At 34.6% G+C, this 22,945-nt stretch carries 18 protein-coding genes and 1 riboswitch; of the genes, 10 read left to right on the forward strand and 8 right to left on the reverse strand.

Annotation, left to right across the window (positions count from 1 at the left end; all coding sequences use genetic code 11):
- Positions 1–18 precede the first annotated feature (18 nt).
- Both BW732_RS11840 and BW732_RS11735 read left to right on the forward strand, forming a co-directional pair.
- Entirely contained in the window at positions 19–714 is a 696-nt protein-coding gene (locus BW732_RS11840; protein ID WP_077276780.1) for a hypothetical protein, read from the forward strand.
- 17 nt (positions 715–731) lie between these two features.
- Positions 732–2,357 (forward strand): DNA translocase FtsK, encoded by a 1,626-nt coding sequence (locus tag BW732_RS11735; protein ID WP_418369025.1) that lies wholly within the window; start codon positions 732–734, stop codon positions 2,355–2,357.
- Between the two features lie 55 nt (positions 2,358–2,412).
- On the opposite strand, the gene BW732_RS11015 is transcribed toward BW732_RS11735, so the two are convergent.
- From BW732_RS11015 to BW732_RS11025, 3 genes are all read right to left on the reverse strand, one after another.
- Complete coding sequence (locus BW732_RS11015) at positions 2,413–4,524, reverse strand: cation:proton antiporter (protein WP_077276781.1); 2,112 nt, start codon at positions 4,522–4,524, stop codon at positions 2,413–2,415.
- 107 nt (positions 4,525–4,631) lie between these two features.
- Positions 4,632–5,414, reverse strand: coding sequence for a pyrroline-5-carboxylate reductase (gene proC, locus BW732_RS11020; RefSeq protein WP_077276782.1), 783 nt, complete (start codon positions 5,412–5,414; stop codon positions 4,632–4,634).
- 66 nt (positions 5,415–5,480) lie between these two features.
- The gene (locus BW732_RS11025) at positions 5,481–6,233 is read right to left on the reverse strand and encodes a helix-turn-helix domain-containing protein (protein ID WP_161485567.1); all 753 of its coding nucleotides are present in this window, start codon (positions 6,231–6,233) and stop codon (positions 5,481–5,483) included.
- A 287-nt stretch (positions 6,234–6,520) separates the two neighbouring features.
- Here BW732_RS11025 and adhE point away from each other — a divergent pair, with 287 nt between their 5' ends.
- The 5 genes from adhE (at position 6,521) to BW732_RS11050 (ending at position 13,727) form a co-directional block, all read left to right on the forward strand.
- Positions 6,521–9,115 (forward strand): bifunctional acetaldehyde-CoA/alcohol dehydrogenase, encoded by a 2,595-nt coding sequence (adhE, locus tag BW732_RS11030; protein WP_077276784.1) that lies wholly within the window; start codon positions 6,521–6,523, stop codon positions 9,113–9,115.
- A 455-nt stretch (positions 9,116–9,570) separates the two neighbouring features.
- Complete coding sequence (gene thrS / locus BW732_RS11035; RefSeq protein ID WP_077276785.1) at positions 9,571–11,520, forward strand: threonine--tRNA ligase; 1,950 nt, start codon at positions 9,571–9,573, stop codon at positions 11,518–11,520.
- A gap of 136 nt (positions 11,521–11,656) precedes the next feature.
- A complete protein-coding gene (locus BW732_RS11040; RefSeq protein WP_077276786.1) occupies positions 11,657–12,799 on the forward strand; it encodes a cysteine desulfurase family protein in 1,143 nt (380 codons plus the stop codon).
- 73 nt (positions 12,800–12,872) lie between these two features.
- Entirely contained in the window at positions 12,873–13,214 is a 342-nt protein-coding gene (locus tag BW732_RS11045) for a cysteine desulfurase (RefSeq protein WP_077276787.1), read from the forward strand.
- A 93-nt stretch (positions 13,215–13,307) separates the two neighbouring features.
- Complete coding sequence (locus BW732_RS11050; RefSeq protein WP_077276788.1) at positions 13,308–13,727, forward strand: phosphate-starvation-inducible PsiE family protein; 420 nt, start codon at positions 13,308–13,310, stop codon at positions 13,725–13,727.
- A gap of 78 nt (positions 13,728–13,805) precedes the next feature.
- On the opposite strand, the gene BW732_RS11055 is transcribed toward BW732_RS11050, so the two are convergent.
- Positions 13,806–15,017: an FtsW/RodA/SpoVE family cell cycle protein gene (locus tag BW732_RS11055; RefSeq protein WP_077276789.1), complete on the reverse strand. Its 1,212-nt coding sequence runs from the start codon at positions 15,015–15,017 to the stop codon at positions 13,806–13,808.
- A 208-nt stretch (positions 15,018–15,225) separates the two neighbouring features.
- Here BW732_RS11055 and BW732_RS11060 point away from each other — a divergent pair, with 208 nt between their 5' ends.
- Entirely contained in the window at positions 15,226–16,758 is a 1,533-nt protein-coding gene (locus tag BW732_RS11060; protein WP_077276790.1) for an AMP-binding protein, read from the forward strand.
- 108 nt (positions 16,759–16,866) lie between these two features.
- On the opposite strand, the gene BW732_RS11065 is transcribed toward BW732_RS11060, so the two are convergent.
- The 4 genes from BW732_RS11065 to BW732_RS11080 are packed head-to-tail and all read right to left on the reverse strand — an operon-like array spanning position 16,867 to position 20,135.
- On the reverse strand, positions 16,867–17,616 hold the full coding sequence (locus BW732_RS11065) for a TatD family hydrolase (RefSeq protein ID WP_077276791.1): 750 nt from the start codon (positions 17,614–17,616) through the stop codon (positions 16,867–16,869).
- Between the two features lie 26 nt (positions 17,617–17,642).
- On the reverse strand, positions 17,643–18,365 hold the full coding sequence (locus BW732_RS11070; protein WP_077276792.1) for an ABC transporter ATP-binding protein: 723 nt from the start codon (positions 18,363–18,365) through the stop codon (positions 17,643–17,645).
- Between the two features lie 2 nt (positions 18,366–18,367).
- Positions 18,368–19,390, reverse strand: coding sequence for an ABC transporter substrate-binding protein (locus tag BW732_RS11075; RefSeq protein ID WP_126844162.1), 1,023 nt, complete (start codon positions 19,388–19,390; stop codon positions 18,368–18,370).
- Positions 19,383–20,135 carry an ABC transporter permease gene (locus tag BW732_RS11080; RefSeq protein WP_077276793.1) on the reverse strand — a complete coding sequence of 251 codons (753 nt, stop codon included), beginning with the start codon at positions 20,133–20,135 and terminating at the stop codon, positions 19,383–19,385. Before BW732_RS11080 ends, BW732_RS11075 begins: the two co-directional genes overlap by 8 nt.
- Before the next feature lie 60 nt (positions 20,136–20,195).
- Positions 20,196–20,303, reverse strand: a riboswitch (TPP riboswitch).
- Between the two features lie 112 nt (positions 20,304–20,415).
- On the opposite strand from BW732_RS11080, the gene BW732_RS11085 reads away from it, so the two are divergent.
- Complete coding sequence (locus tag BW732_RS11085; protein ID WP_077276794.1) at positions 20,416–21,378, forward strand: asparaginase; 963 nt, start codon at positions 20,416–20,418, stop codon at positions 21,376–21,378.
- 136 nt (positions 21,379–21,514) lie between these two features.
- A complete protein-coding gene (der, locus tag BW732_RS11090; protein WP_077276795.1) occupies positions 21,515–22,825 on the forward strand; it encodes a ribosome biogenesis GTPase Der in 1,311 nt (436 codons plus the stop codon).
- Positions 22,826–22,945: the final 120 nt, after the last annotated feature.

Genomic DNA, 22,945 nt, shown 5'->3' on the forward strand with positions numbered 1-22,945 from the left:
AATATAAGGAGTAGAGCAATGGTTAAGAAGAAACAAACAAAAAAGGCTACTAAGAAGCCGACTGCCAAGCAAAAGAAACAACAAGACCGTACAACCTATTTCATCATTGGACTTAGTTTTATTATTTTTGGTTTGTTAGGTGCGCTTAAACTAGGCTTTCTTGGTTTGCTAATGGCAAATGTGTTTCGGTTATTAGTTGGTAATAGTTATTTAGTAATGGCTATTTTCTTAATTTTTTATGGTGCTCTGCTAATGTTTATGGGGAAAGACCCTAAATTCAAGCGAGCTACAATTTGGATTGGTGCCTTAGTTTTCTATTTGGGTGTATTACTATTTCTAGAAATGGGCTTATTCAAACAAATTACACGAGATACACCTATTTTTTCTCATACATGGAGTAAAATTTACGCTGATTTAAAAGTTAATCAAATCACTCAGTCAGTTGGTGGTGGAGTGATTGGCGCAAGTTTATATTCAATCACATACTTTTTGGTATCTAAAATAGGTTCATATATTATAGCCTTTGGTACAATGATTGTTGGTATTTTATTATTTTTAAATATTGGATTAAATGATGTAGCTAATAAAGTCAGAGAATTTGGCGGGAAATCAGCTGAGAACCTTAAAGAAAAATCTGATCAAATTATTGAAGAAAAAAAAAAGCTAGCTGAAGAGAAAAAAAAAGGAAACTTTCAGAGAAAACTAGCAAAATAAATAATGTGAAGGAGACATTGCCCGTTGAAAAAATGGTTGTTGATGTTCCAATAGACGAACCGGTTCAAACTGAATTGCTTAGACCCATGACACCACCGCCAGTTGTCGAGACTGTGCAACAACAAGAAAGCGAAGATAAAAGTACCTTAGATTGGGATATTCCATTAGGAGAAGGGGATAATCCCAACTATCAGTTGCCGACAGTGTCACTATTAACAAAAGTACCAGCGGTCGATCAAACTAATGAACTAAAAATAGTAAAGCACAATACGCAAGTTTTAGAACGTACCTTTGACAGCTTTAACGTTGATGCAAAGGTGACTAATTATAGTTTAGGACCATCAGTGACAAAATTTGAAGTTCAACCAGCTGTTGGAGTGAAAGTTAGTAAAATTGTTGGATTAACAGATGACATTGCTCTAGCTCTTGCAGCGAAAGACATCCGTATGGAAGCACCAATTCCTGGGAAATCGGTGATTGGAATTGAAGTGCCTAATCAGACAACTAGCATGGTTTCTTTCCGTGAGGTTATGGAAGCATCTCCTGTGCATCCAGATAAACTATTAGAAGTACCTTTAGGCCGTAGTATTTCTGGCGATATCGTATCGGCTGATTTAACAAAGATGCCACATCTACTAATTGCTGGGTCAACTGGTAGTGGGAAATCAGTTTGTATTAATGGGATTATTTCCAGTATTTTAATGAAAGCTAAACCTAATCAAGTCAAACTTATGATGATTGATCCAAAGATGGTTGAATTAAATGTTTACAATGGGATTCCTCATTTGCTGACGCCTGTGGTCACTAATCCACGTAAGGCAGCTCAAGCTCTACAAAAAGTGGTTGAAGAAATGGAAAAACGTTATGAGCTATTTGCAGGTTTTGGTGTCCGTAATATCAATGGATACAACGAGATGATTCAAAAACATAACTTAGAAACTGGTGATATTAAAACGTTTCTTCCATATATTGTGGTAATTGTTGATGAGTTAGCCGACTTAATGATGGTTGCTTCAAATGAAGTTGAGGATGCGATTATTCGTTTGGCTCAAATGGCGCGTGCTGCCGGAATTCATATGATTTTAGCGACACAACGTCCGAGTGTTGATGTTATTACCGGTATTATTAAAGCCAACGTGCCTTCAAGGATTGCCTTTGCCGTTTCAAGTGGAACAGATTCTCGAACGATTATTGACGGTAATGGTGCAGAAAAACTATTAGGTCGTGGTGATATGCTGTTTGTTCCAATGGGTGAAAATAAACCAATTAGGGTACAAGGCGCATTTATTTCTGATGGCGAAGTCGAGCAAATCGTCAGTTTTGTCCACTCACAACAGGAAGCTAACTATGTTGAGAGTATGATGCCAACAGATGAGGGGACATCATCTAATCAAAATAGTCAAGATGCGTTTGATGAGTACTATCAAGATGCGAAAGCATTAGTTATTGATATGCAGACAGCGAGTATTTCCCTATTGCAGAGACGTTTTAAAATAGGTTATAATCGTGCAGCACGAATTGTTGATGAACTTGAAGCAAGCGGTGTTGTTGGACCATCTGAAGGCAGTAAGCCACGTAAAGTGTTAATGACTAAGGCTGAAGAAAATTTGGTGCCAGCTTATGATGAAACGACACCAGGATAGTTTTAATAAAAAAACATTTTGCTTACTTAACAATAAGTAGGCAAAATGTTTTTTTTTAATCAATATTCCCTTGCAAGAACGTCGCTTCATTATAATTAATTGTTTGACGTAATTGATTTGCTAAGGTTGGTGAAATACGGCCTTTTTCTAATAATTTTTGGATAACAGCTCGTTCTTCATCGAGTGATTTTAAATAAAATTCACGATGTAGAAGTTGATATTCACTATGATCACTATTATCAGCGTAATTAATCCGTTCAATCTTATATTGGTATTCTAATGAAATCTGATTGATAATGCTAGTTTTTAAACGATAATATTGGTCTTGTTCAGATAAAGCGATTTGTGCATCTCTTAATGCATCAGTCGCTTTTTCAGCGCTAACTTTTTCAAGCAACATAATATCTTTACGATTAGTATTTTCTGTTGATCGTTTGCGTAAAATATTTTTGAAAATCATCCGTTTAGTCGCACGTTTAGCACGATAAAGAAATTGTTTCATAACGATTGTCACATTAGTCGAATGAGCTTTTTTCTTATAATTAATCATTTGTAAATAATTTTTGATTAATTTTTTATCGATGTTATCATTAATACCTAATTCCATAATGGCGTCAAATTCAGCATTAACAGCAATCTTACGGTAGTTTACGTCCAGTTCATGATAAAAATCATTTGACGTCTTTTCATTATGTAAGTATAAATAACGTAACTGTTTATCTAAATCTTCTAACAATTCCATAATAACGAATTGATTGGTATCATCAATATCAGCTTCTAAGGCTTTGATTGCCTGTTTGGTCATTAAGGTCTTGGCTTCGATTTCTGATAAATCTTCTAGATTCGACGTATCTTCACCTAAATTATTGCTTGTGCCTTGGGTAAAATGATTTTCCTCAACAGTCGATAAAATTAAGCGTTTTTTACCTTTTGTCATGATTGGTAGAGTAATCATAGCAGCTAATAAACTAGTTAAAATGACCCCACTCGCTAGAAAAATAATTAAATAGCGTTCAGTAAAGGCATCCCCATTTGGTAAGTAGAAGGGAATCGATAGAACCATAACCATCGTAATGGCACCTCTAACACCAGTTAAACCAGTTAATAACGCTGTTTGGAATTTTGGTTTAGCCAAATTATAGTCTTTCACTTTCCAGTGGTTGTACCACATAAATCCATAAGACCAGAATGTTCGAATAAATAATAAGATTAACCAGATAAAAATCACGTAAATAATTAATTTAATATTATTAATTTCAGGATTAATAATCGCTGCATGCATAGCTTTAGGCAATGTCGAACCTAATAACACAAAAATTACGCCGTTTAGTAAATAAATAATCATATCCCATAATTTTGCCGTAACTAGCTGAATTTCGGATAGTTGGCTACGGTATAAGGGCTTTTGTTGAATTGATAAAACACCCGAAACAACCACTGCAATTACACCAGAAGCATGAACAGTCTCAGCTGCAATAAAGATGATGAATGGTGTTAAAATTTGTAGAGAAGTATGGAGAATGGCATCTTGGATTCCTTGTCTAAGCAATGTCGCTTCAATCGCATACATAATACGAGTTCCGATAATACCGATAACTACAGCCATTGCACTTAGATAAAGAAAATCAAGTGTCGCCGTTCTTAATGAAAACTCTCCAGTTAAAAAGGCAGCTAACGCATATTTAAAAGCAATCAGTCCGCTTGCATCGTTAATCAAACTTTCACCATTAACTAGGTTTAATAAACGCTTAGGCAACTTAACTTGCTCAGCAATCCCTTGAACAGCAACGGGATCAGTCGGTGACAAGACAGCTGCTAAGGCGAAGGCTAGGGACAAGGATACTTGAGGTACAACTAGATTAATCAAGAACCCGCCTAATATCGTTGTTAAAAGTACAAGCCAAATGGCATTTGCAAAAATTGGCGCCCGTAACTCCCATAAATCTTTCTTAGGAAAATGTTTGGCATCACTATATAATAATGGTGCGATAAATAATAACATAAACCAATCTGTTTCTAAATGAACGTTTAAATCAAGAAAAATTGCAGCCGCAAAGCCCATCGCAATTTGGATAATTGCTGTTGGAATGGATACAAGGTAATGACTAATAACGTTTGAGGCAATTACTAAAACAACTAATAAAATAATTGATTCTAATACAGCCATAAATTCCTCCTTTATAGTGTTTATTCTGTTTATCTACCTCTAGTATAACAAAAAAGTAGAGAATTATAAAATCTCTACTTTTTATTTATTAGAAAATTAGTCTTGCTTTACGCTTTCATGATAGTATCTAAAGCGTTAATGACAGCGTAACGAAATCCTTCTTTTTCTAGAGCTGTGATACCTTTAATAGTTGTGCCACCGGGTGATGTTACTTGATCTTTTAATTCACCTGGATGTTGTCCAGATTCAAGTAATAAGTTAGCCGAACTGCTAACCATTCGTGCAGCGACTTCATAAGCTAGATTGCGGTCCATCCCATGCAGTACAGCGCCATCAGCTAAAGCTTCCATAAAAACATCAACAAAGGCAGGACCACAACCAGCTAATGTTCCAAAAATACCAAGTTTTTCTTCATCAGTTTTAATCAAAGTTCCAAGGGGTTTAAAGGCTGCTTCAATTAGTTCCATAACAGCTATAGTCAGTTGTTTATTATATGAAATTCCAATTGTTCCTTGATGAATTTGTACGGGTGTGTTTGGTATGGCATGTGCCATTGGATAATCTGCTCCTAGAACAACTGCCATTTCATCTAATGAAACACCGGCAGACACAGAGACTACTGGAATTTTTTTCTCACTTATAATTGGTGTTAAATCAGTCAGTGTTGGTAGAACAATTGCTGTATTAACAGCAATAAAAATGATATCACAATAAGTGAATTCTTCTAACGATGACACTAATTGATAATTTAAGTCACGTTGTAGTTTTTCAGCTGTACCACCTGAACCGCCTTTAACGTACACATCTTCCGGTTTTATATCTGGTGAAGTGAGCCAACCTTTTAACATAGCGCCACCCATATGACCAGCACCTAAAATTCCAATTTTCATTTATTATCATCCCTTTAGTTAGTAAGTTAACATCTAGCTTTATTATACCATGTTTTATTATCTGACTTAAACTAAGGCAAAATTCTTTTTATAATAATCACGATAGTCAGTTGGACTAATCCCTTCGATTTTTTTAAACTGACGACTAAAATAAGCAGGATCAGCGTAACCAATATAATCAGAAATATCACATAACGCCCAATCTGTTTCGCGAAGTAATTTTTTAGCTTGCTCAACTCGGTAATTACTGAGGTAAGTTTTAAATGTCATACCAACTTCCTTTTTAAATAATTGACAAATATAATTTTTATTAAGATGCATATAGTTAGCTAACTCATCGAGGCTAATTTCTTTTTGGAAATTCTTATGAATGAATTGAATTAGTGGTAGTACGGCATTATGGGCAGTCGAGTTAGTAGATTGTTTTTGATAATTTAATAGTGAAATATGATTTAAAGAAATAATGGCACGGTGGATACTATTTAAGGTATCGCTTTCATTTAGTGGTTCCACTAGATAGTCGATTCCCCCACTACGAATGACTTTTTGAATATTCGGAAAATTCTCGCTAGAATCAATATAAATGGCTCTTAAATTAGGAAATTTATTAGTTAAACTGTCGTGTAAGATAAAAACGTCATCATTTAAAGATAAATCATATAAAATAATTTCTGGAATTGTACTTTGACAAATGTGAATCGCTTGTTCAGAATTGTCGGCTTGTGGAAGGATAAAAACATTCACAAAATATTTTTTGAAGAGATAATCCAGTTGAGATTTTAACGTCATATTAGACGAAACAATTAAAATATTACACATACACATTCTCCATTCATTTCATTATTAAATAGTCATAAAATAGATTTTTTTGTACGATAGATGACTTAATTATAACATGTAATGATAAATAATATAATAACTAACTATCTTAAATTATTCGAAATAATATTTATTTTTCTAAATTTTGTACAAGAATACCTAAATTATGTCCTACCGTAAATTTGTGAATTTTTGTTAGTATATTGGTGAAAGGGATGGCCATGAGTAATCTTTTTTCACAAATGTAAGCCCTTTAAAAAACGAAATATATAGGAGGACTTTTTACGATGTCAAATGAAGAAGTGACAATTACAGAAGTATTGAATACTGAGGAAATGATTCAGACTCTTGCAACTAACGGTCTAAAAGCGTTAGCAGCTATGGAGTTATTAAATCAAGAACAAGTCGACCATATTGTGGCAGCAATGGCTTTAGCGGCAATTGATCAACATATGCCTTTAGCTAAATTAGCAGTCGAAGAAACTGGTCGAGGCGTTTATGAAGATAAATCTATCAAAAATATGTATGCGTCAGAATCAATTTGGAATAATATTAAAAATGATAAAACAGTCGGTGTTGTCCTAGATGATCCTCAAACAGGTATTATCGAAATCGCTGCACCAGTTGGCGTAATTTGTGGTGTAACACCAACAACTAATCCAACGTCAACAGTTATTTTTAAAGCAATAATTGCTATGAAGACTCGTAATCCTATTATTTTTGCTTTTCATCCTGGGGCTCAAGAGTGTTCGAAAGAATCAGCAAGAGTTGTTCGAGATGCAGCGATTAAAGCGGGCGCACCAGAACATTGTATCCAGTGGGTAGAGTATCCGTCAATTGAAGCAACTGGCTTATTGATGAATCATCCGGATGTAGCAGTTGTTTTAGCAACTGGTGGTTCTGGCATGGTTAAAGCGGCTTATTCAACTGGTAAACCTGCTATTGGCGTAGGACCTGGTAATACTCCAGCTTATATTGAAAAAACTGCCAAAATCAAACGTGCAGTGAATGATTTAATTGTATCTAAATCATTTGATAATGGTATGATCTGTGCTTCTGAACAAGGAATTATTGTCGATAAAGAAATTTACGATGATGTGAAAAAAGAATTTGAAGCTCATCAAGTTTACGTAGTGAAACCAACGGAATTAAAACAATTAGAAGACGCTGTGATGAATGAGACAAAAACAGCTGTTAATCCAAGTATTGTTGGTAAACCTGCCAAAGAAATTGCTGAATTAGCTGGCATTTCAGTTCCAGAAGGGACAAAAATTTTAATTGCTGAATTAGAAGGAACAGGCAAAGGTTATCCATTATCACTAGAAAAATTATCACCAGTTTTAGCAATGGTTAAATCAAATAATACAGAGCATGCATTTGAATTATGTGAAGGAATGTTAGAGACTGGTTTAGGACATACAGCATGTATTCATACAGAAGATGAGAATTTACAAATTGCCTTTGGAACACGTATGAAAGCATGTCGTATCCTAATTAATTCACCAGCTTCACAAGGCGGTATTGGTGATATTTATAATGAAATGATTCCATCATTGACATTAGGTTGTGGTTCATATGGTAAAAACTCAGTCTCTAGAAATGTTACAGCAGTTAATCTTTTAAACTACAAAACTTTAGCGAAACGGAGAAATAATATGCAATGGTTTAGACTACCTTCACGAATTTTCTTTGAGAAAAACTCAGTTCAGTACTTACAAATGTTAGAAAATGTTGAACGTGCGTTTATCGTTTGTGACCCTGGTATGGTTAAATTAGGTTATGTCGATATTATTGTGGACCAATTACAACGTCGTTCGAATAAAGTTTTAGTTGAAGTCTTTTCAGAAGTTGAGCCAAATCCATCAACGGATACTGTTTACCGTGGAACAAAACAAATTGTTGACTTTAAACCGGATACAATTATCGCTTTAGGTGGTGGATCAGCAATTGATGCAGCTAAGGGTATGTGGCTATTCTATGAGCACCCAGAAACAGAATTCTTTGGAGCAAAACAAAAATTCTTAGATATTCGTAAACGTATCTACAAATTCTCTAAACCTGAAAAATCTCGTTTGGTGTGTGTACCAACAACATCTGGAACTGGAGCAGAAGTGACACCTTTTGCGGTAATTACAGATAGTGAAACACATGTTAAATACCCATTAGCAGATTATGCTTTGACACCGGATGTGGCGATCATTGATGCACAATTTGTTCAATCAGTACCTAAATCAATTACTGCAGATACAGGTATGGACGTATTAACACATGCCTTGGAATCGTATGTATCTGTAATGGCATCTGACTATACACGTGGTCTAAGCTTACAAGCTATTACTTTAGTCTTTGAAAACTTAGAAAATTCTGTTAATCATGCTGATTTCAATTCAAGAGAAAAAATGCATAACGCATCAGCATTAGCTGGTATGGCATTTGCGAATGCTTTCTTAGGAATTTGCCACTCAGTTGCTCATAAAATTGGTGGAGAATACAATATTCCACATGGACGTACAAATGCTATTTTATTACCACATATTATTCGTTACAATGCGAAAGATCCACAAAAACACGCAATGTTCCCTAAATATGAATACTTTAGAGCGCATGAAGATTACGCTGAAGTGGCACGTCACATTGGTTTAGAAGGTGACACAACAGAAGAATTAGTAGAAGCGTTAGTGGAAAGAATTATTGCTTTAGGTAAGAGTGTTGGAATTGACATGAGCTTACGCGCTCAAGGCGTGACAGAAGAAGTATTAGAAAGTACAGTTGATCGCATGGCAGAATTAGCTTATGAAGATCAATGTACAACAGCAAATCCAAAAGAGCCATTAATTAGTGAGCTGAAACAAATCATTATTGATGCATACGAAGGTGTTTAAATCATTATTGATTGTTAGATAATGACTGAATGCTATAGTCAAAACGGCACCTGTCTGTTAACAGACAGGTGTCGTTTTCTATTATTTAGGTAAAATTAAAGAAATATTGGTTGAGCTCTTGCAAAATGTTGTGAAAAGTGCTTAAATTAATGTTATAGAAAATAATTAAAATTTTTGAGAAAGACATGATTAATAGATCACTGTTTTAAAGGGAGAGAAACCTAGGCTGAAAGTTTCTTAAATAAGGACTATTAATTACCACTTTTGAAAGTTTGATTGAAATCAAACCGGTCGTCCCGTTAACACGTCAAAGAGAGATTAGTCTATTTGTGTTAGTCTCAAAAATTAGGTGGAACCACGATAAATTGTCGTCCTAGTAGGTCATTTGGCTTGCTAGGGCTTTTTTTATTATCTATTTTTATTATTATTATTATTATTTATTAGGAGGAAATATAATGTCAGAAATTAAAATTACCTTTCCAGATGGTGCCGTTAAAGAATTTGCAGTTGAGTCAACTACACAGGATATTGCTAAGAGTATTAGTAATAGTTTAGCGAAAAAAGCTTTAGCTGGAAAATTAAATGGTGAATTAATTGATTTAGATCGTCCAATTACAATAGACGGTAGTTTAGAAATTATTACACCTGATCATGAAGACGCTCTAGGTATTTTACGTCATTCAACTGCTCATTTAATGGCTAATGCACTACGTCGCTTGTATCCATCGATTCATTTTGGTGTTGGACCAGCAATCGAAAATGGTTTTTATTACGATACAGATAATGGTGAAGCGCCAATATCTGAAGAAGACTTACCAAGAATTGAAGAAGAAATGATGAAGATTGTTAAAGAAAACAACCCAATCGTTCGTCGTGAAGTATCGAAGGAAGAGGCCTTAGATTTATTTAAGGATGATCCATATAAAGTAGAATTAATTACAGAATTACCAGCAGATGAAGTCATCACAGTTTATGATCAAGGTGATTTTGTTGATTTATGTCGTGGCGTTCACGTACCGTCAACAGGACGAATTCAAGTCTTTAAATTATTATCAGTAGCAGGTGCTTACTGGCGCGGTAACTCTGATAATCACATGATGCAACGAGTTTATGGAACAGCCTTTTTCGATAAAAAAGACTTAAAAGCGTACCTAAAAATGCGTGAAGAAGCTAAAGAGCGCGATCACCGTAAATTAGGAAAAGAATTAGATTTATTTATGATTAGTCCAGAAGTTGGTTCTGGTTTACCATTTTGGTTACCAAAAGGTGCAACAATTCGTCGTATTATTGAACGCTATATTACTGACAAAGAAATTAGTTTAGGTTACTTGCACGTTTATACACCAATTATGGCTGATGTAGAATTGTATAAAAAATCTGGACACTGGGATCATTACCATGAAGATATGTTCCCACCAATGGATATGGGCGATGGCGAGATGTTAGTGTTACGACCAATGAACTGTCCACATCATATGATGGTTTATAAAAATGATATTCATAGCTATCGCGAATTACCAATAAGAATTGCTGAACTTGGTATGATGCATCGTTATGAAAAGAGTGGGGCTTTATCTGGTTTACAACGTGTTCGTGAAATGACGTTAAATGATGGACATACATTTGTGCGTCCAGACCAAATTAAGGATGAGTTTAAACGTACACTTGAGTTGATGGTAGCCGTTTATCGTGACTTTAATATTACAGATTACCGTTTCCGTTTAAGCTATCGTGACCCAAATAACACAGATAAATATTTTGATGATGATGCAATGTGGGAAAAAGCACAGATTATGCTTAAGGCAGCAATGGATGAGCTAGAATTGGATTACTTTGAAGCAGAGGGAGAAGCCGCATTCTATGGTCCAAAACTTGACGTTCAAGTGAAAACAGCGATGGGCATGGAAGAAACGTTATCAACGATTCAATTAGACTTCTTGTTACCAGAACGATTTGATTTAACTTATGTTGGTGAAGATGGTGAAAATACCCATCGTCCAGTGGTTATTCACCGAGGAATTGTCTCAACAATGGAACGTTTTGTTGCGTACTTAACCGAGGTACACAAAGGAGCTTTCCCAACATGGTTATCACCTGTTCAAGGGACAATTATTCCAGTTAATTTAGACTTACATAGTGATTATGCCTTTGAATTAAAGAAAAAATTAGATGCTAAAGGATTGCGTTTTGATGTTGATGTGCGTAATGAAAAAATGGGTTATAAAATCCGTGAATCACAAACACAAAAAATTCCTTATCAAGTAGTAGTTGGAGATAAAGAAATGGAAAGTGGAGATGTCAACGTCCGTCGTTACGGTAGTAAAGATATGCAAACAATGGGTATTGATATGTTTGTTGAATCTGTTGTTGCTGAAGTAGAAAATTATAGTCGTCACGCAGATTAATCGATTATAAGCAAAAGAAGTAGCTACTGGCTAGTATAGCAGTAGCTACTTCTTTTATTTTTTAAGTAATCAAAGCGAATTTTTTAGAGAATATGTGTTATGATACTAACAAAAGAAATGAGAGCGAGTGAAAAATATGGGAGCTGTTTATTTAGATCATGCGGCGACTACCCCGATGCGTCAAGAAGTCATTGGTGAGATGTTACGTATTATGACATCTGTTTATGGAAATCCATCAAGTATTCATCAATTTGGTCGTCAAGCAGAATTTGAATTAGTGTTAGCACGTGATACGGTAGCTGCAGCCATTAATGCAAAGCCCGATGAAATTATTTTTAATAGTGGTGGAACAGAAGGCGATAATACGGTTTTAATCCAAACTGCAATGGCACAAAAAGCTAAAGGGAAACATATTATTACGACAAATGTTGAGCATAGTGCTGTTAGTCAATCCATGCTTTATTTGGAAGAATCAGGTTTTGATGTGACATATTTACAGGTGGATAATACTGGTAAAATTACAGTAGAACAAGTTGCTGAAGCGCTTAGAGATGATACTATTCTTGTTAGTGTGATGTATGGAAATAATGAGATTGGTACATTAAATCCGATTAAGGAAATTGGGGCGTTACTGGTTGATCATCAAGCGTTTTTCCATACGGATGCTGTTCAAGCTTTTGGGACACAAGATATTGACGTTAAGAAGCTTCAAGTAGATTATCTTAGTGTATCTGGACATAAAATAAATGGTCCAAAGGGTATTGGATTTATCTACATTAAACAGGGTGCCATTGTCCCTGTTATGCTGTACGGTGGGGACCAAGAAGAAAAGAAACGTGCCGGAACTGAAAATGTTGCAGGAATTGTCGGTATGGCTAAAGCCGTCTCTTTAATCACCCCAACTGTACGTCAAGATAAAAATGAGTTATACCAATTATTTAAGACAATCATCATCAATCAATTGACCGCAGCAAATATTGAATTTGAATTAAATGGCGACTTAACGAACACCTTACCACATATTATAAATATTTGGTTAAAGGGTATCTCAAATAATATTGTATTGTCTAACTTGGATTTAAGAGGGTTTGCTATTTCTACTGGTTCTGCATGTACAGCGGGAACTGTAAAGCCGTCGCAGGTTATTACGAATCTTCGTCCAACACAACCGGAAGCAGCGGCAGAATCAATCCGCATTAGTTTTGGTTATGGAAATACAGTAGAAGAAGTCACAGCATTTACTCAAGCTTTGATTGAGATTAGTCAAAAAATGCGTTAAAGGCAAGAAAAGATAGCATTTTCTTTTTTGATTGCCTATAATAGAAGTGACAATAGTTTGAGGAGGAATTTAGATGTCTTTTTTTGATAAAGCAACAATAGAAGGATCACAAGAATATTATAAAATTTCTACAACTGCTAGACCATATAGTTTTAAAGATTACGGTTTTAAAGAAACAAAAGCGGGTAATTTTCAGTTAGTTAGAGCGTTGGATTTAAACCCACGCAATACCCAAAGTCCAAAACTAAAAATTACCATTGCTAAAGATTTAAAAACGCTAAAAATGTCTTTGACTACTGCTAATGGTCTTAAAGCACTCAATATATTTAAAGGTGCCAATCAAGAAGAAAAACAAAAACAATTTGCCTATATTATGGCTGATTTAATTGAACATGGGTGTTTAGAGAAAGCTTAGAGATAAGCTTTTTTCTTTTTAGTTTTTAAAGTTGACAATATTCTAGTAAATAAGGTAATATTTGCTAAATCACTTATAAAAGGGGATAACAATTTGTTACATAACTTTCAGCTTATTTTAACCCGAATCATGGACGTCTTTTTGGGTTTGCTTGCGCTATTAATCATTGTTTACATGGCATATGACTTATGGGTTTTAGGCCGCATTATTTTATTACCGGCAGAACGTGGGAGTATTGAGGTCATTTCAGAACATATTTTAGCATTTTTCATGCTATTTGAGTTTATTATTATGATTATCAAATATATTGAAGATTCACACCATATTCCAACTAATTACTTAATTTTAATTAGCATGACGGCTATTTTACGTCAGCTACTAGTGGTTCACAATAATGGGGTTCAAACGTTATTATTAACAGCCAGTATTTTATTGCTAACCGGTGTACTGTATTTATTAAAGATAACGCAATTAAAAAGCGAAGCAAAACTAAAAGAAAAAAACTCACACTAAACTTTTTGAAGTCTAGATAGTTGTCTGTCAAAGTCTAAGTCAACTATCTAGATTTTTCACAAAAAGTAGTGTGGGTTTTTATTTTTTGGCTAAGGTTGCTAAGCTATGATTAGTAAGAGAGTGTTCTTGTTGCTGAGCAAGAGCATATTTTTTTTCATTCGCACTAATATTTAAGACAAGTCCAATCATAATTGACAGAGTCAATAAGTTTGATCCTCCATAGCTCATAAAAGGAAAAGGCACACCTGTTAATGGTATAAAGCCTAAAATACCTCCAAGATTAACAAAGACTTGGATAAGGATAGCTGAGCTAATACCGATACAAACGAGTGAGTTAAAAGTTGAATGAGCATTGATTCCAATTGCCAAGATTCTTAAAATTAAATATAAAAGAACAGCTAAAATGAGGATAGCAAATAAAATACCAAGTTCTTCTGTTACGATTGAAAAAATAAAATCGGTTTCTGCGACTGGCAGGAAGCCTTTTTTTTGAATACTTTGTCCTAAACCACGTCCAAACCAACCGCCATTATAGATAGCAAAATAGGAATTGACTAGTTGATAGCCATTTTCAAATTGGTAATCAAAGGGATTCTTAACTACCGAAAAACGATCGAAAATATAATGATATTTTTGGGGTAGTAAGACACCGTTATGGAAAAGTATCAAGCGTGTCATGATGAAATTAAATAGCATCATAATGCCAAATCCACCTAACATATATTGATAGGGGATACCGCTAGCAAAAAGTAAAATCAAAAAAATTAAGGTTAAGATAGCGGCCCCGCCAACATTTGGTTGTGTGAAAACTAACAAAATTAAACTAGCTACGATGATTGTTGGACCTAAGATAGTATCTTTAAAATTATAGTGAAAAAATTGTTCTCTTTTTGAGAAAATATAAGCAGTATAAAGAATAATAGTAATCATAATAAATTCTGAAGGTTGAATACTGATTGGTCCGATAGAAATCCACCGTTGAGCCCCTCCAGTGATTGTCCCTAAACCAAGTACAGTTGTCGCTAACAACAAAAGAAATGAGAAAGAAATAATAATCTTTTGGAACAGCGCTGAACAAAAAATACTAAGTTTAGTTTTATAGATTATTATCATCACTAAGAGAGAGACAATTAAAAAAAATAATTGTTTCAATCCAGTTGCTGTTGTTTTTTTACCTAATTGGTCTAAATTATATGAACTTGCACTTAATACCATTACAATTCCAATAATGCTTAAAATAAGATAAGGAATTAAAATTTTAAAGTCAAGAAATTTTAATTTTTTAAACATTTTTTACCTCCTATAAATGAACTGATTTTTGTATAAAAAACATGTTTTAAATATACTATAACACGTTTTAATATGGGAAGTAATTTGGTAAAAATAAGTTAAATTTAATTTTTTGTCGTAACTTATCAGATAACTAATAAAAAAAATCACATACTTATGATATGATATTTTCTATATGATACATGATTAACTATCTGGAGGATGACATATGACACAAGAGTTACAGTATGCACCATTAAATTTATACGAAAATTTTCGAGATTCAGCCCAGACTTTTCCTGAAACAGCAATTATTTTAGATGAGAATTTGAAAGCTTTCCCAGAATTACCATTAGAAACTAATTATCAAGTGGCTCACCAACTTGTTTTACTTCGTGCTTATCAATTGGCGGCATGTGGTATTCAACGAGGCGATAAAGTGATTATTTATAAGAGTCCAAGTTTTGATACGTATTTACTAGCCGTAGCAGTCACTTTTCTAGGAGCCGTCCCAGTTATGGTATCTTATCATTTGCCGGCGTCAACGATTGATGTTTTTATTGATCGCTTAAGTGTAGCTTATTTACTATACGATGACGTGACTGATCCACGTGTGGAACAAATGACTAAGTGTGATGAGGCACATAAAATTAGTCTGGACAAACTATTACTTGTAGAGGCAATTCCTGTCGAGCAAAATTTTTTAGATTTACATGATATTGCGTATATGACGCACACATCTGGAACAACTGGGATTCCAAAATTAATTTGTCATTCGCAGGCCTCAATGGGGTGGCGAACAAAATGGCAACGAACGATATTTGCTAAAATGGTAAGTCGTGAGTTAGTTGCCTGTCATATTTCACCGGTTCATTCGCGCTTTAATATTGGTATAGCATCTTTAATGTCGATGGGCTTTCCAATGATGCCACTAACAAGTGCGACAAAAGAAACGCTTCGCCGTATGTTACCGAAATATCAACCAATTGCCTTAGAAACTCATCCAAATAATTTTGTGCGTTGGTCGCATTTAGCAGTAGAAGAGCCAAATGTTTTTCAAAGTTTGATTTATTACCACTCGACATTTGACGCGATTAATAATGAGACAATGGCACGCTTTTTACGTGCTTCGAGTGCTAACACACCAATATTTTTACAAGTTTACGGTCAAAGTGAGTGTGGTCCAATGATTTTAAAAGCGCACACTTTAGACTCTTTAAAAACGTCTGATGCAAGAGATATGGGAGTTGGTTTGAAAGGATTAACCAAAGCATGTATTGCAGATGAAAAAGGGAACGAATTACCTGTAAATACCGACGGACATATTCATTTTTTATCGAAAGGTCGAGCATTAACATATTTTGGTGAAGATGATCGATTTAATACAACAGTTTACGGAGATTGGTGGGATAGTGGAGATTATGGTTTTATCGATGATGATGGTCATTTACATTTAAAAGATCGTCAAGTTGATTTGATTCAACGTGTTGATAGCAATTTAGCGATTGAAGACGCATTATTAGATCAGTTACTTTTTTTAGAAGAAGTTGTCATTGTACGCGATTCATCGGGGAAACCACAGCCGATTATTTCAGTTGCTGATAATGAAGTGATGGACTGGGAACAATGGTGGACTGCTGTTGAGGAATTACCGCAGCTTAATTATCCAATCATTAAAGCTTTTGATGATATTCCACGTACAGCAACAATGAAAGTTCAAAGGCTCCAAATTGAACGTGAGTTAATTGCTGGTACTTTTTAATGTCTCTCAATTAACCAATAGATTATAAAAACGAAAAAATCACAAAGAATTAGTATGTTTAACTAAGCGATTCTTTGTGATTTTTGATGATAATAGTGTTATAACTATTTAGACTGAACTGTTATTGATTTTCGATAAGTTTAACCAATGATTAAAATTAGTTACTAGTTGTTGACTAAGGTCATTAATGCTTAAATGCTTTAATTTGGCAATGTAGGCTAAGTGATTACGCATCTCTAATAGATAATCGACTTGTGATATTTTTTTATTTAGAACCCATGCAAGTGCTTGTAAGCCGTCAGATTCCATTAATAACTTATCAACGGGAATTTTTTCAATAATTAATTTAGAAATTTCATTAAATCGTGCATCTAGTGGTGCGGTAAAATAACAGCCTAATCTAATATAGTCATCAAGATATTCAAAGGTACCATACCAATGGACTAGATAGGTATTGGGATATTGCTGAATCAGTCTTAGGCAATTTTTTTCTTGACCTTTCGTGTGGAGAATAACAGGTTTTTTATGCGATGAAGCAAATGCTAATTGTTGGATAAATAAATTTTCTTGGTCTAATAAGTCATTCGTCGTCCAAACGCTATCCATACCAATTTCTCCAATCACAGTAGCCTGTTCTAAAATAGGGAGAAATTCTTCAAAGGAGTGTGTTTGACTGTCCCAAGGATGAATTCCCGCAGACAATGATAAAAAAGGGTAATCTTGACTAAATACTGAATTTTTTGTCCATTCTAAATTAGTTTGACAGTTTAGTTGAGCTGGAATTTGATTGGCGATTAAAATATCCACTAATGGCTTACTATAATGACAATGTGCATCAATTAAATCATTTGTTTCCATGTGTTATCCCTCTCTTTCATAGGTGATTATTTTAATTGTTGAAAAATACTATGTCGGCGTGCACCTTGATTGGCTAGCCATTCACGTGTTTGTATTTCAGCCGTTAAATCAATATCAGCGACAAAGTGACTTGGTTTATCACTTAAAATTAAAATTCTATCAGATAGATAAAGTGCCTCATCAATATCATGGGTTACTAAAATGATGGTTTTGTTTAACGTTTTAGCAATTTTTTTCAACCAGTCTTGTAGGTGTTGTCGAGTAATCACATCAAGTGCACCAAATGGTTCATCAAGCAGCAAGATATCGCGATTGGCTAAAACTGTTCTTAGGAGAGCAACTCGTTGTCGCATACCGCCAGATAGTTCATCGGGATAGCGATTAACGGTTGTTTCTAATCCAAAAATCGTTAAGTAGTGTGTAATCAATGCATTATCAATCGGTTCTTTATGAATAGTTTGGTACAAGGTGATATTTTCTTTAACAGTCTTCCAGTCGAAGAGTAAATCTTCTTGTGGCATATAAGCAAAGCAATCATTGATACCAACAATTTTTTGTTGATTAACAAAAAATTGTCCTTTATCCGCAATTAAAATTCCTGATAATACATTTAATAAAGTTGATTTACCACAACCACTAGGACCCAAAATAGAAACGAACTCGCCTTGATTGACTGTTACAGATAAATGTTTGAATATCCAGTTTTCACTAAATTGAATGCTTAAATCTTTTATCTCTAGTTGTGTCATGGTTATTCAGCCTTTTCGATAAATTCATTTGTATACATGTCTTTTGCAGGTATTTTCTTATCAATTAGCTTATTTTCAAACATAAAATCTGTGTAGTTATTCCAAACTGATTCTTGCATGATACCCCACTTATCTGGATTAGATGTATAATTTTTTGATAAAAATTCTTGTGATTTTTGTAAGAAATCTAAATCTTGATCGGGTGTTGCTTTATAAAGAATATCCGCACTTTCTTTCGGATTCTCAATAGCATATTGATATCCTTTTTTTGTGGCATTGGTAAATTTTTGAACTAACTCAGGGTTACTTTCAATTGTTTTGTCTTGCGCTAAAATAATTGGGGTATAAAAATCTAACCGTTTATCTAGCTTATTTAAAGGCATAAAAGAGATATCGTAGCCATCCATCTTAGCTTTTGTGTAATCCCAACCTTCAAAAAACCATTTAATATCTACATTTTTACCTAAATCAGCTGCCCCAGCACCCGAGTCACCGACTAAGGTTAATTTTGAGAAATCGCCACCATCATTTGTCATTGTAGCTTTTAAAACAGCTTCTTCACTAGCAGATTGCCAACCTGAATAAGTTTTATTTTCAAACTGTTTTGGTGACGTGATACTATCCTCAGTCAAGGTAACAAAACCGGATGTATTATGTTCTAAGACTGCAGCAATGGCTTTAACAGGTATAGGTTCAGCAGAAGCAGTTGCGTAAGTTAAATCTTCTTGATAGCTCAGAGCAAAGTCACCTTTGTTGGCACCTAATAAGGTGATACTTGTGTTATTTTGCCCAGGTTCGATAATGGATAAATCAATCCCTATGTCTTTATAGTAACCTTTTTCTTTCGCTACGTAAACACCTGTATGATTCGTATTTGGTAAATAATCTAAAATTAGTGTCACTTTTTCTGTTTTATCATTACTTTTATTTGTTTTTTGTTCTTTATTTTCGGTTTGACAAGCAGTTAGCATGACTGTAGCTAAAGTTAATGTACAAATACTAACTATTTTTTTTATTTTAACCATGAGAAATCATCCTTTTCTTGAGTAATATTTTTTGTAATAATGTAATACACCAATTTAATAATAAACTTAGTCCAATAATGACTAAGACAGTTGCAAAGACTTTATCTAGTAAATAGCCATTTTTTGCACGGATCATGTAATAACCTAAACCTGAGGAAGCACTGAGCCATTCACCAACAATTGCACCACCAATACAATAAGTTGCTGATACACGTAACCCAGAAAAAAATGCGGGCAAAGCTTCTGGGATTTTGACTAAACGATAAATTTGCCATGAATTTGCACCGTATGTTTTTAATAAATTGATTTTTTTATGATTGACATTTTTTAAAGCATCCGTAAACGCAATGGCAATTGGAAAAAAACACATTAGTAAAACAATTAAGACTTTTGGTGTTAGGCCAAAACCAAACCAGATAGAAAAAATTGGACCCAAAACTAGGATTGGGATTGTTTGCGAAATCACTAGGTGAGGATAGGTTGTTAACTTTAATGTTTCGAAACGGTCCATCAATAAACTGATAGTAAAAGCTAAAATAGCAGATAAGATAAGGCCAATGACTGCTTCCGCTAGTGTTGTCAGACTATGCTGAAATAAAATTGCTCGGTTAGTATAAAGGGATAAAAAAATTTTAGATGGGGCTGGCAAAATATAAAGTGGAATGGCCAGTACTTTTACTAAAACTTCCCAAATTACTAAAAGAATTATTAAACTTGATACAGGATAAACCCATTTTTTATTCAAATAATCACCTCTAAATTAATCACTAACAAAAAACGACAACTCACCTAGTAGTTGTCGTTAAATGCACTATGCAAATCGCTCCCTACAACGGTACTAACCGACAGGTTCAAAGGGTCTAGCTTAATAAGCTACTCTCAGATTGTCACACAATCTCCCCTGAATATTTTGTTATTAATTGAAGTGTAACACTAAAAAAAATAAGGGTCAAATTGTTTCGCTAGCTATCTAATTGAGCTATAATGTAAATCGATACTGTGAAGAAAATAAGGAGGTTAATAACATGCGGAAAGTGTTAGTCTTACATACAGGTGGAACCATTTCAATGGTTCAAGAAGAAAGTGGGGTGACGTTGTCTCAACAACATCCTTTAGCAGAAACAATGACAATTATTCCAGAATTTATTGATATTACTTCAGAAGAAATTTTTAATCTGCCGTCTCCCCATATTACACCGGAGAATATGTTGATGCTAAAGCAGCGTATTCAGTTAGCTTTTGAAGAAGGCTTTGATGGCGTTGTTATTACGCATGGGACTGATACACTAGAAGAAACTGCTTATTTTTTAGATTTGACTATTAATGAATCAATTGCAGTTGTACTGACAGGGGCTATGCGTTCAAGCAACGAGATTGGTTCAGATGGTGTATACAATTTTGTTCAAGCGGTCATTACAGCTGCAAATGAGAAAACCAAAGAACAAGGTGTTGTTGTCGTTATGAATGATGAAATTCATGCTGCTCGTTTTGTGACTAAAACGCATACGACAAGTGTTGATACTTTTAGAACGCCAACGTTTGGTCCAATCGGAATTCTTTCCAAACATGAAGTTTATTATTTAAAAGAGGTAGTTGATCATCAAATCAAAAATATCCAGACAACTAATGGACGTGTAATTTTACTAAAAGCTTATGCAGGTATGGACACTTATTTATTTGAAAAGCTAGCAGATGATGACATTGATGGCTTAGTTATCGAGGCGTTAGGTGCAGGTAACTTACCGCCAACAGTTGTTCCAAGCTTAAAAAAAGTTATTGATAAAGGTATCCCAGTAGCATTAGTTTCGAGATGTTCCAATGGTATTGCGCAAGATATCTACGACTACCCAGGTGGTGGAGTTGAATTAAAAAAAATGGGTGTTAATTTTGTTAAGGGACTCTCTGGGCAAAAAGCGCGTTTGCGTTTATTAGTTGGATTGAATGCAGGATTATCTGGAAATTCTTTGAAAGATTTTTTAGTAAATTAGTTAAGTATCATTAAAACTATCTCAATAAACCTAAGCTAAACGATTACTTAGCTTAGGTTTTACTTGCAACAACGCGACTCTTCCTATAAACTACATAAGGATAGAATATTAGTGAAAATTATAGGAGGTGACTAAAATGACAAAACCAACCTTAGCTATCGTTGGCCGTCCGAATGTCGGCAAGTCAACATTATTCAACCGAATTGCTGGTGAACGTATTTCGATTGTGGAAGACGAGCCAGGAGTTACACGGGATAGAATCTATGCACATGGTGATTGGTTAGGTCGTGAATTTAGTATCATTGATACTGGTGGTATTGAAATGAGTGATCAGCCATTTATGGAGCAAATTAAGCACCAAGCAGAAATTGCAATTGAAGAAGCAGATGTCATTTTATTTGTAGTAAGTGGAAGAGAAGGTATTACGGATGCTGATGAGTATGTAGCTCGTATACTATATAAAAGTGACAAGCCGGTGATTTTAACTGTTAATAAAGTAGATAATCCAGAAATGCGTAATGATATTTTTGAGTTTTACTCACTTGGTTTAGGTGATCCGTATCCGGTATCTGGGACACATGGTATCGGCTTAGGTGATGTATTAGATGAAGCATGTCAGCACTTTTCAACTGTTGTTGAAGAAGAAGACGACGACATTATTCGTTTTAGTTTGATTGGTCGACCAAATGTTGGGAAATCATCATTAATTAATGCGATTTTAGGTGAGGAACGTGTCATTGTATCGAGTGTTGCTGGAACGACTCGTGATGCGATTGATACATCGTTTGTTTCTGATTCGGGACAAGAATTTTTAATGATTGATACAGCCGGTATGCGTAAAAAGGGTAAAGTTTATGAGAATACTGAAAAATATAGTGCGATGCGTTCGATTCGTGCGATTGAGCGTTCAGACGTCGCTTTAGTCGTCTTAAATGCTGAGGAAGGCATTCGTGAATACGACAAGCGTATTGCTGGATTTGCACATGAAGCGGGTAAAGGTGTTATTATCGTTGTCAACAAGTGGGACACATTGGAAAAAGATAATCACACAATGAAAGAATTTGAAGAAGATATTCGTCAAGAATTTCGTTATTTAGACTATGCACCAATTGTTTATGTATCTGCTAAAACTAAGCAACGTCTACATTTATTACCAGAGATGATTGAGACTGTTAGTCAAAATCAAACCTTACGTATTCCGTCATCTGTATTAAATGATGTTATTATGGATGCTGTTGCGATTAATCCAACACCAACCGATAAAGGAAAACGTCTAAAAATCTTTTATGCAACGCAAGTGGCCGTTAAACCACCGACATTTGTGGTCTTTGTTAACGAAGAAGAGCTTATGCACTTTTCTTATGCACGTTTCTTAGAAAATCAAATTCGTCGAGCGTTTGAGTTTGAAGGGACACCAATTCGCATTATAACAAGACGTCGCAAGTAAATTTTGCATTTTACCACAATTAAAATTAAAATTCAATTATCTTTTTTGATTTCGCAAAAATAGTTTTTAAAACTGTTAAAAGCCTTGATATCACTTGTTTCATGTGTTATCTTTGTTTAA

The organism is Vagococcus penaei (genome assembly GCF_001998885.1).
Taxonomy (GTDB): domain Bacteria; phylum Bacillota; class Bacilli; order Lactobacillales; family Vagococcaceae; genus Vagococcus; species Vagococcus penaei.

Coding starts and splice junctions, on each gene's coding strand:
- BW732_RS11840 (WP_077276780.1), top strand. CDS start 19: ATGGTTAAGAAGAAACAAACAAAAAAGGCTACTAAGAAGCCGACTGCC.
- BW732_RS11015 (WP_077276781.1), bottom strand. CDS start 4,524: ATGGCTGTATTAGAATCAATTATTTTATTAGTTGTTTTAGTAATTGCC.
- proC (WP_077276782.1), bottom strand. CDS start 5,414: ATGAAAATTGGAATTTTAGGTGCTGGTCATATGGGTGGCGCTATGTTA.
- BW732_RS11025 (WP_161485567.1), bottom strand. CDS start 6,233: ATGTGTAATATTTTAATTGTTTCGTCTAATATGACGTTAAAATCTCAA.
- adhE (WP_077276784.1), top strand. CDS start 6,521: ATGTCAAATGAAGAAGTGACAATTACAGAAGTATTGAATACTGAGGAA.
- thrS (WP_077276785.1), top strand. CDS start 9,571: ATGTCAGAAATTAAAATTACCTTTCCAGATGGTGCCGTTAAAGAATTT.
- BW732_RS11040 (WP_077276786.1), top strand. CDS start 11,657: ATGGGAGCTGTTTATTTAGATCATGCGGCGACTACCCCGATGCGTCAA.
- BW732_RS11045 (WP_077276787.1), top strand. CDS start 12,873: ATGTCTTTTTTTGATAAAGCAACAATAGAAGGATCACAAGAATATTAT.
- BW732_RS11055 (WP_077276789.1), bottom strand. CDS start 15,017: ATGTTTAAAAAATTAAAATTTCTTGACTTTAAAATTTTAATTCCTTAT.
- BW732_RS11060 (WP_077276790.1), top strand. CDS start 15,226: ATGACACAAGAGTTACAGTATGCACCATTAAATTTATACGAAAATTTT.
- BW732_RS11065 (WP_077276791.1), bottom strand. CDS start 17,616: ATGGAAACAAATGATTTAATTGATGCACATTGTCATTATAGTAAGCCA.
- BW732_RS11070 (WP_077276792.1), bottom strand. CDS start 18,365: ATGACACAACTAGAGATAAAAGATTTAAGCATTCAATTTAGTGAAAAC.
- BW732_RS11075 (WP_126844162.1), bottom strand. CDS start 19,390: ATGGTTAAAATAAAAAAAATAGTTAGTATTTGTACATTAACTTTAGCT.
- BW732_RS11085 (WP_077276794.1), top strand. CDS start 20,416: ATGCGGAAAGTGTTAGTCTTACATACAGGTGGAACCATTTCAATGGTT.
- der (WP_077276795.1), top strand. CDS start 21,515: ATGACAAAACCAACCTTAGCTATCGTTGGCCGTCCGAATGTCGGCAAG.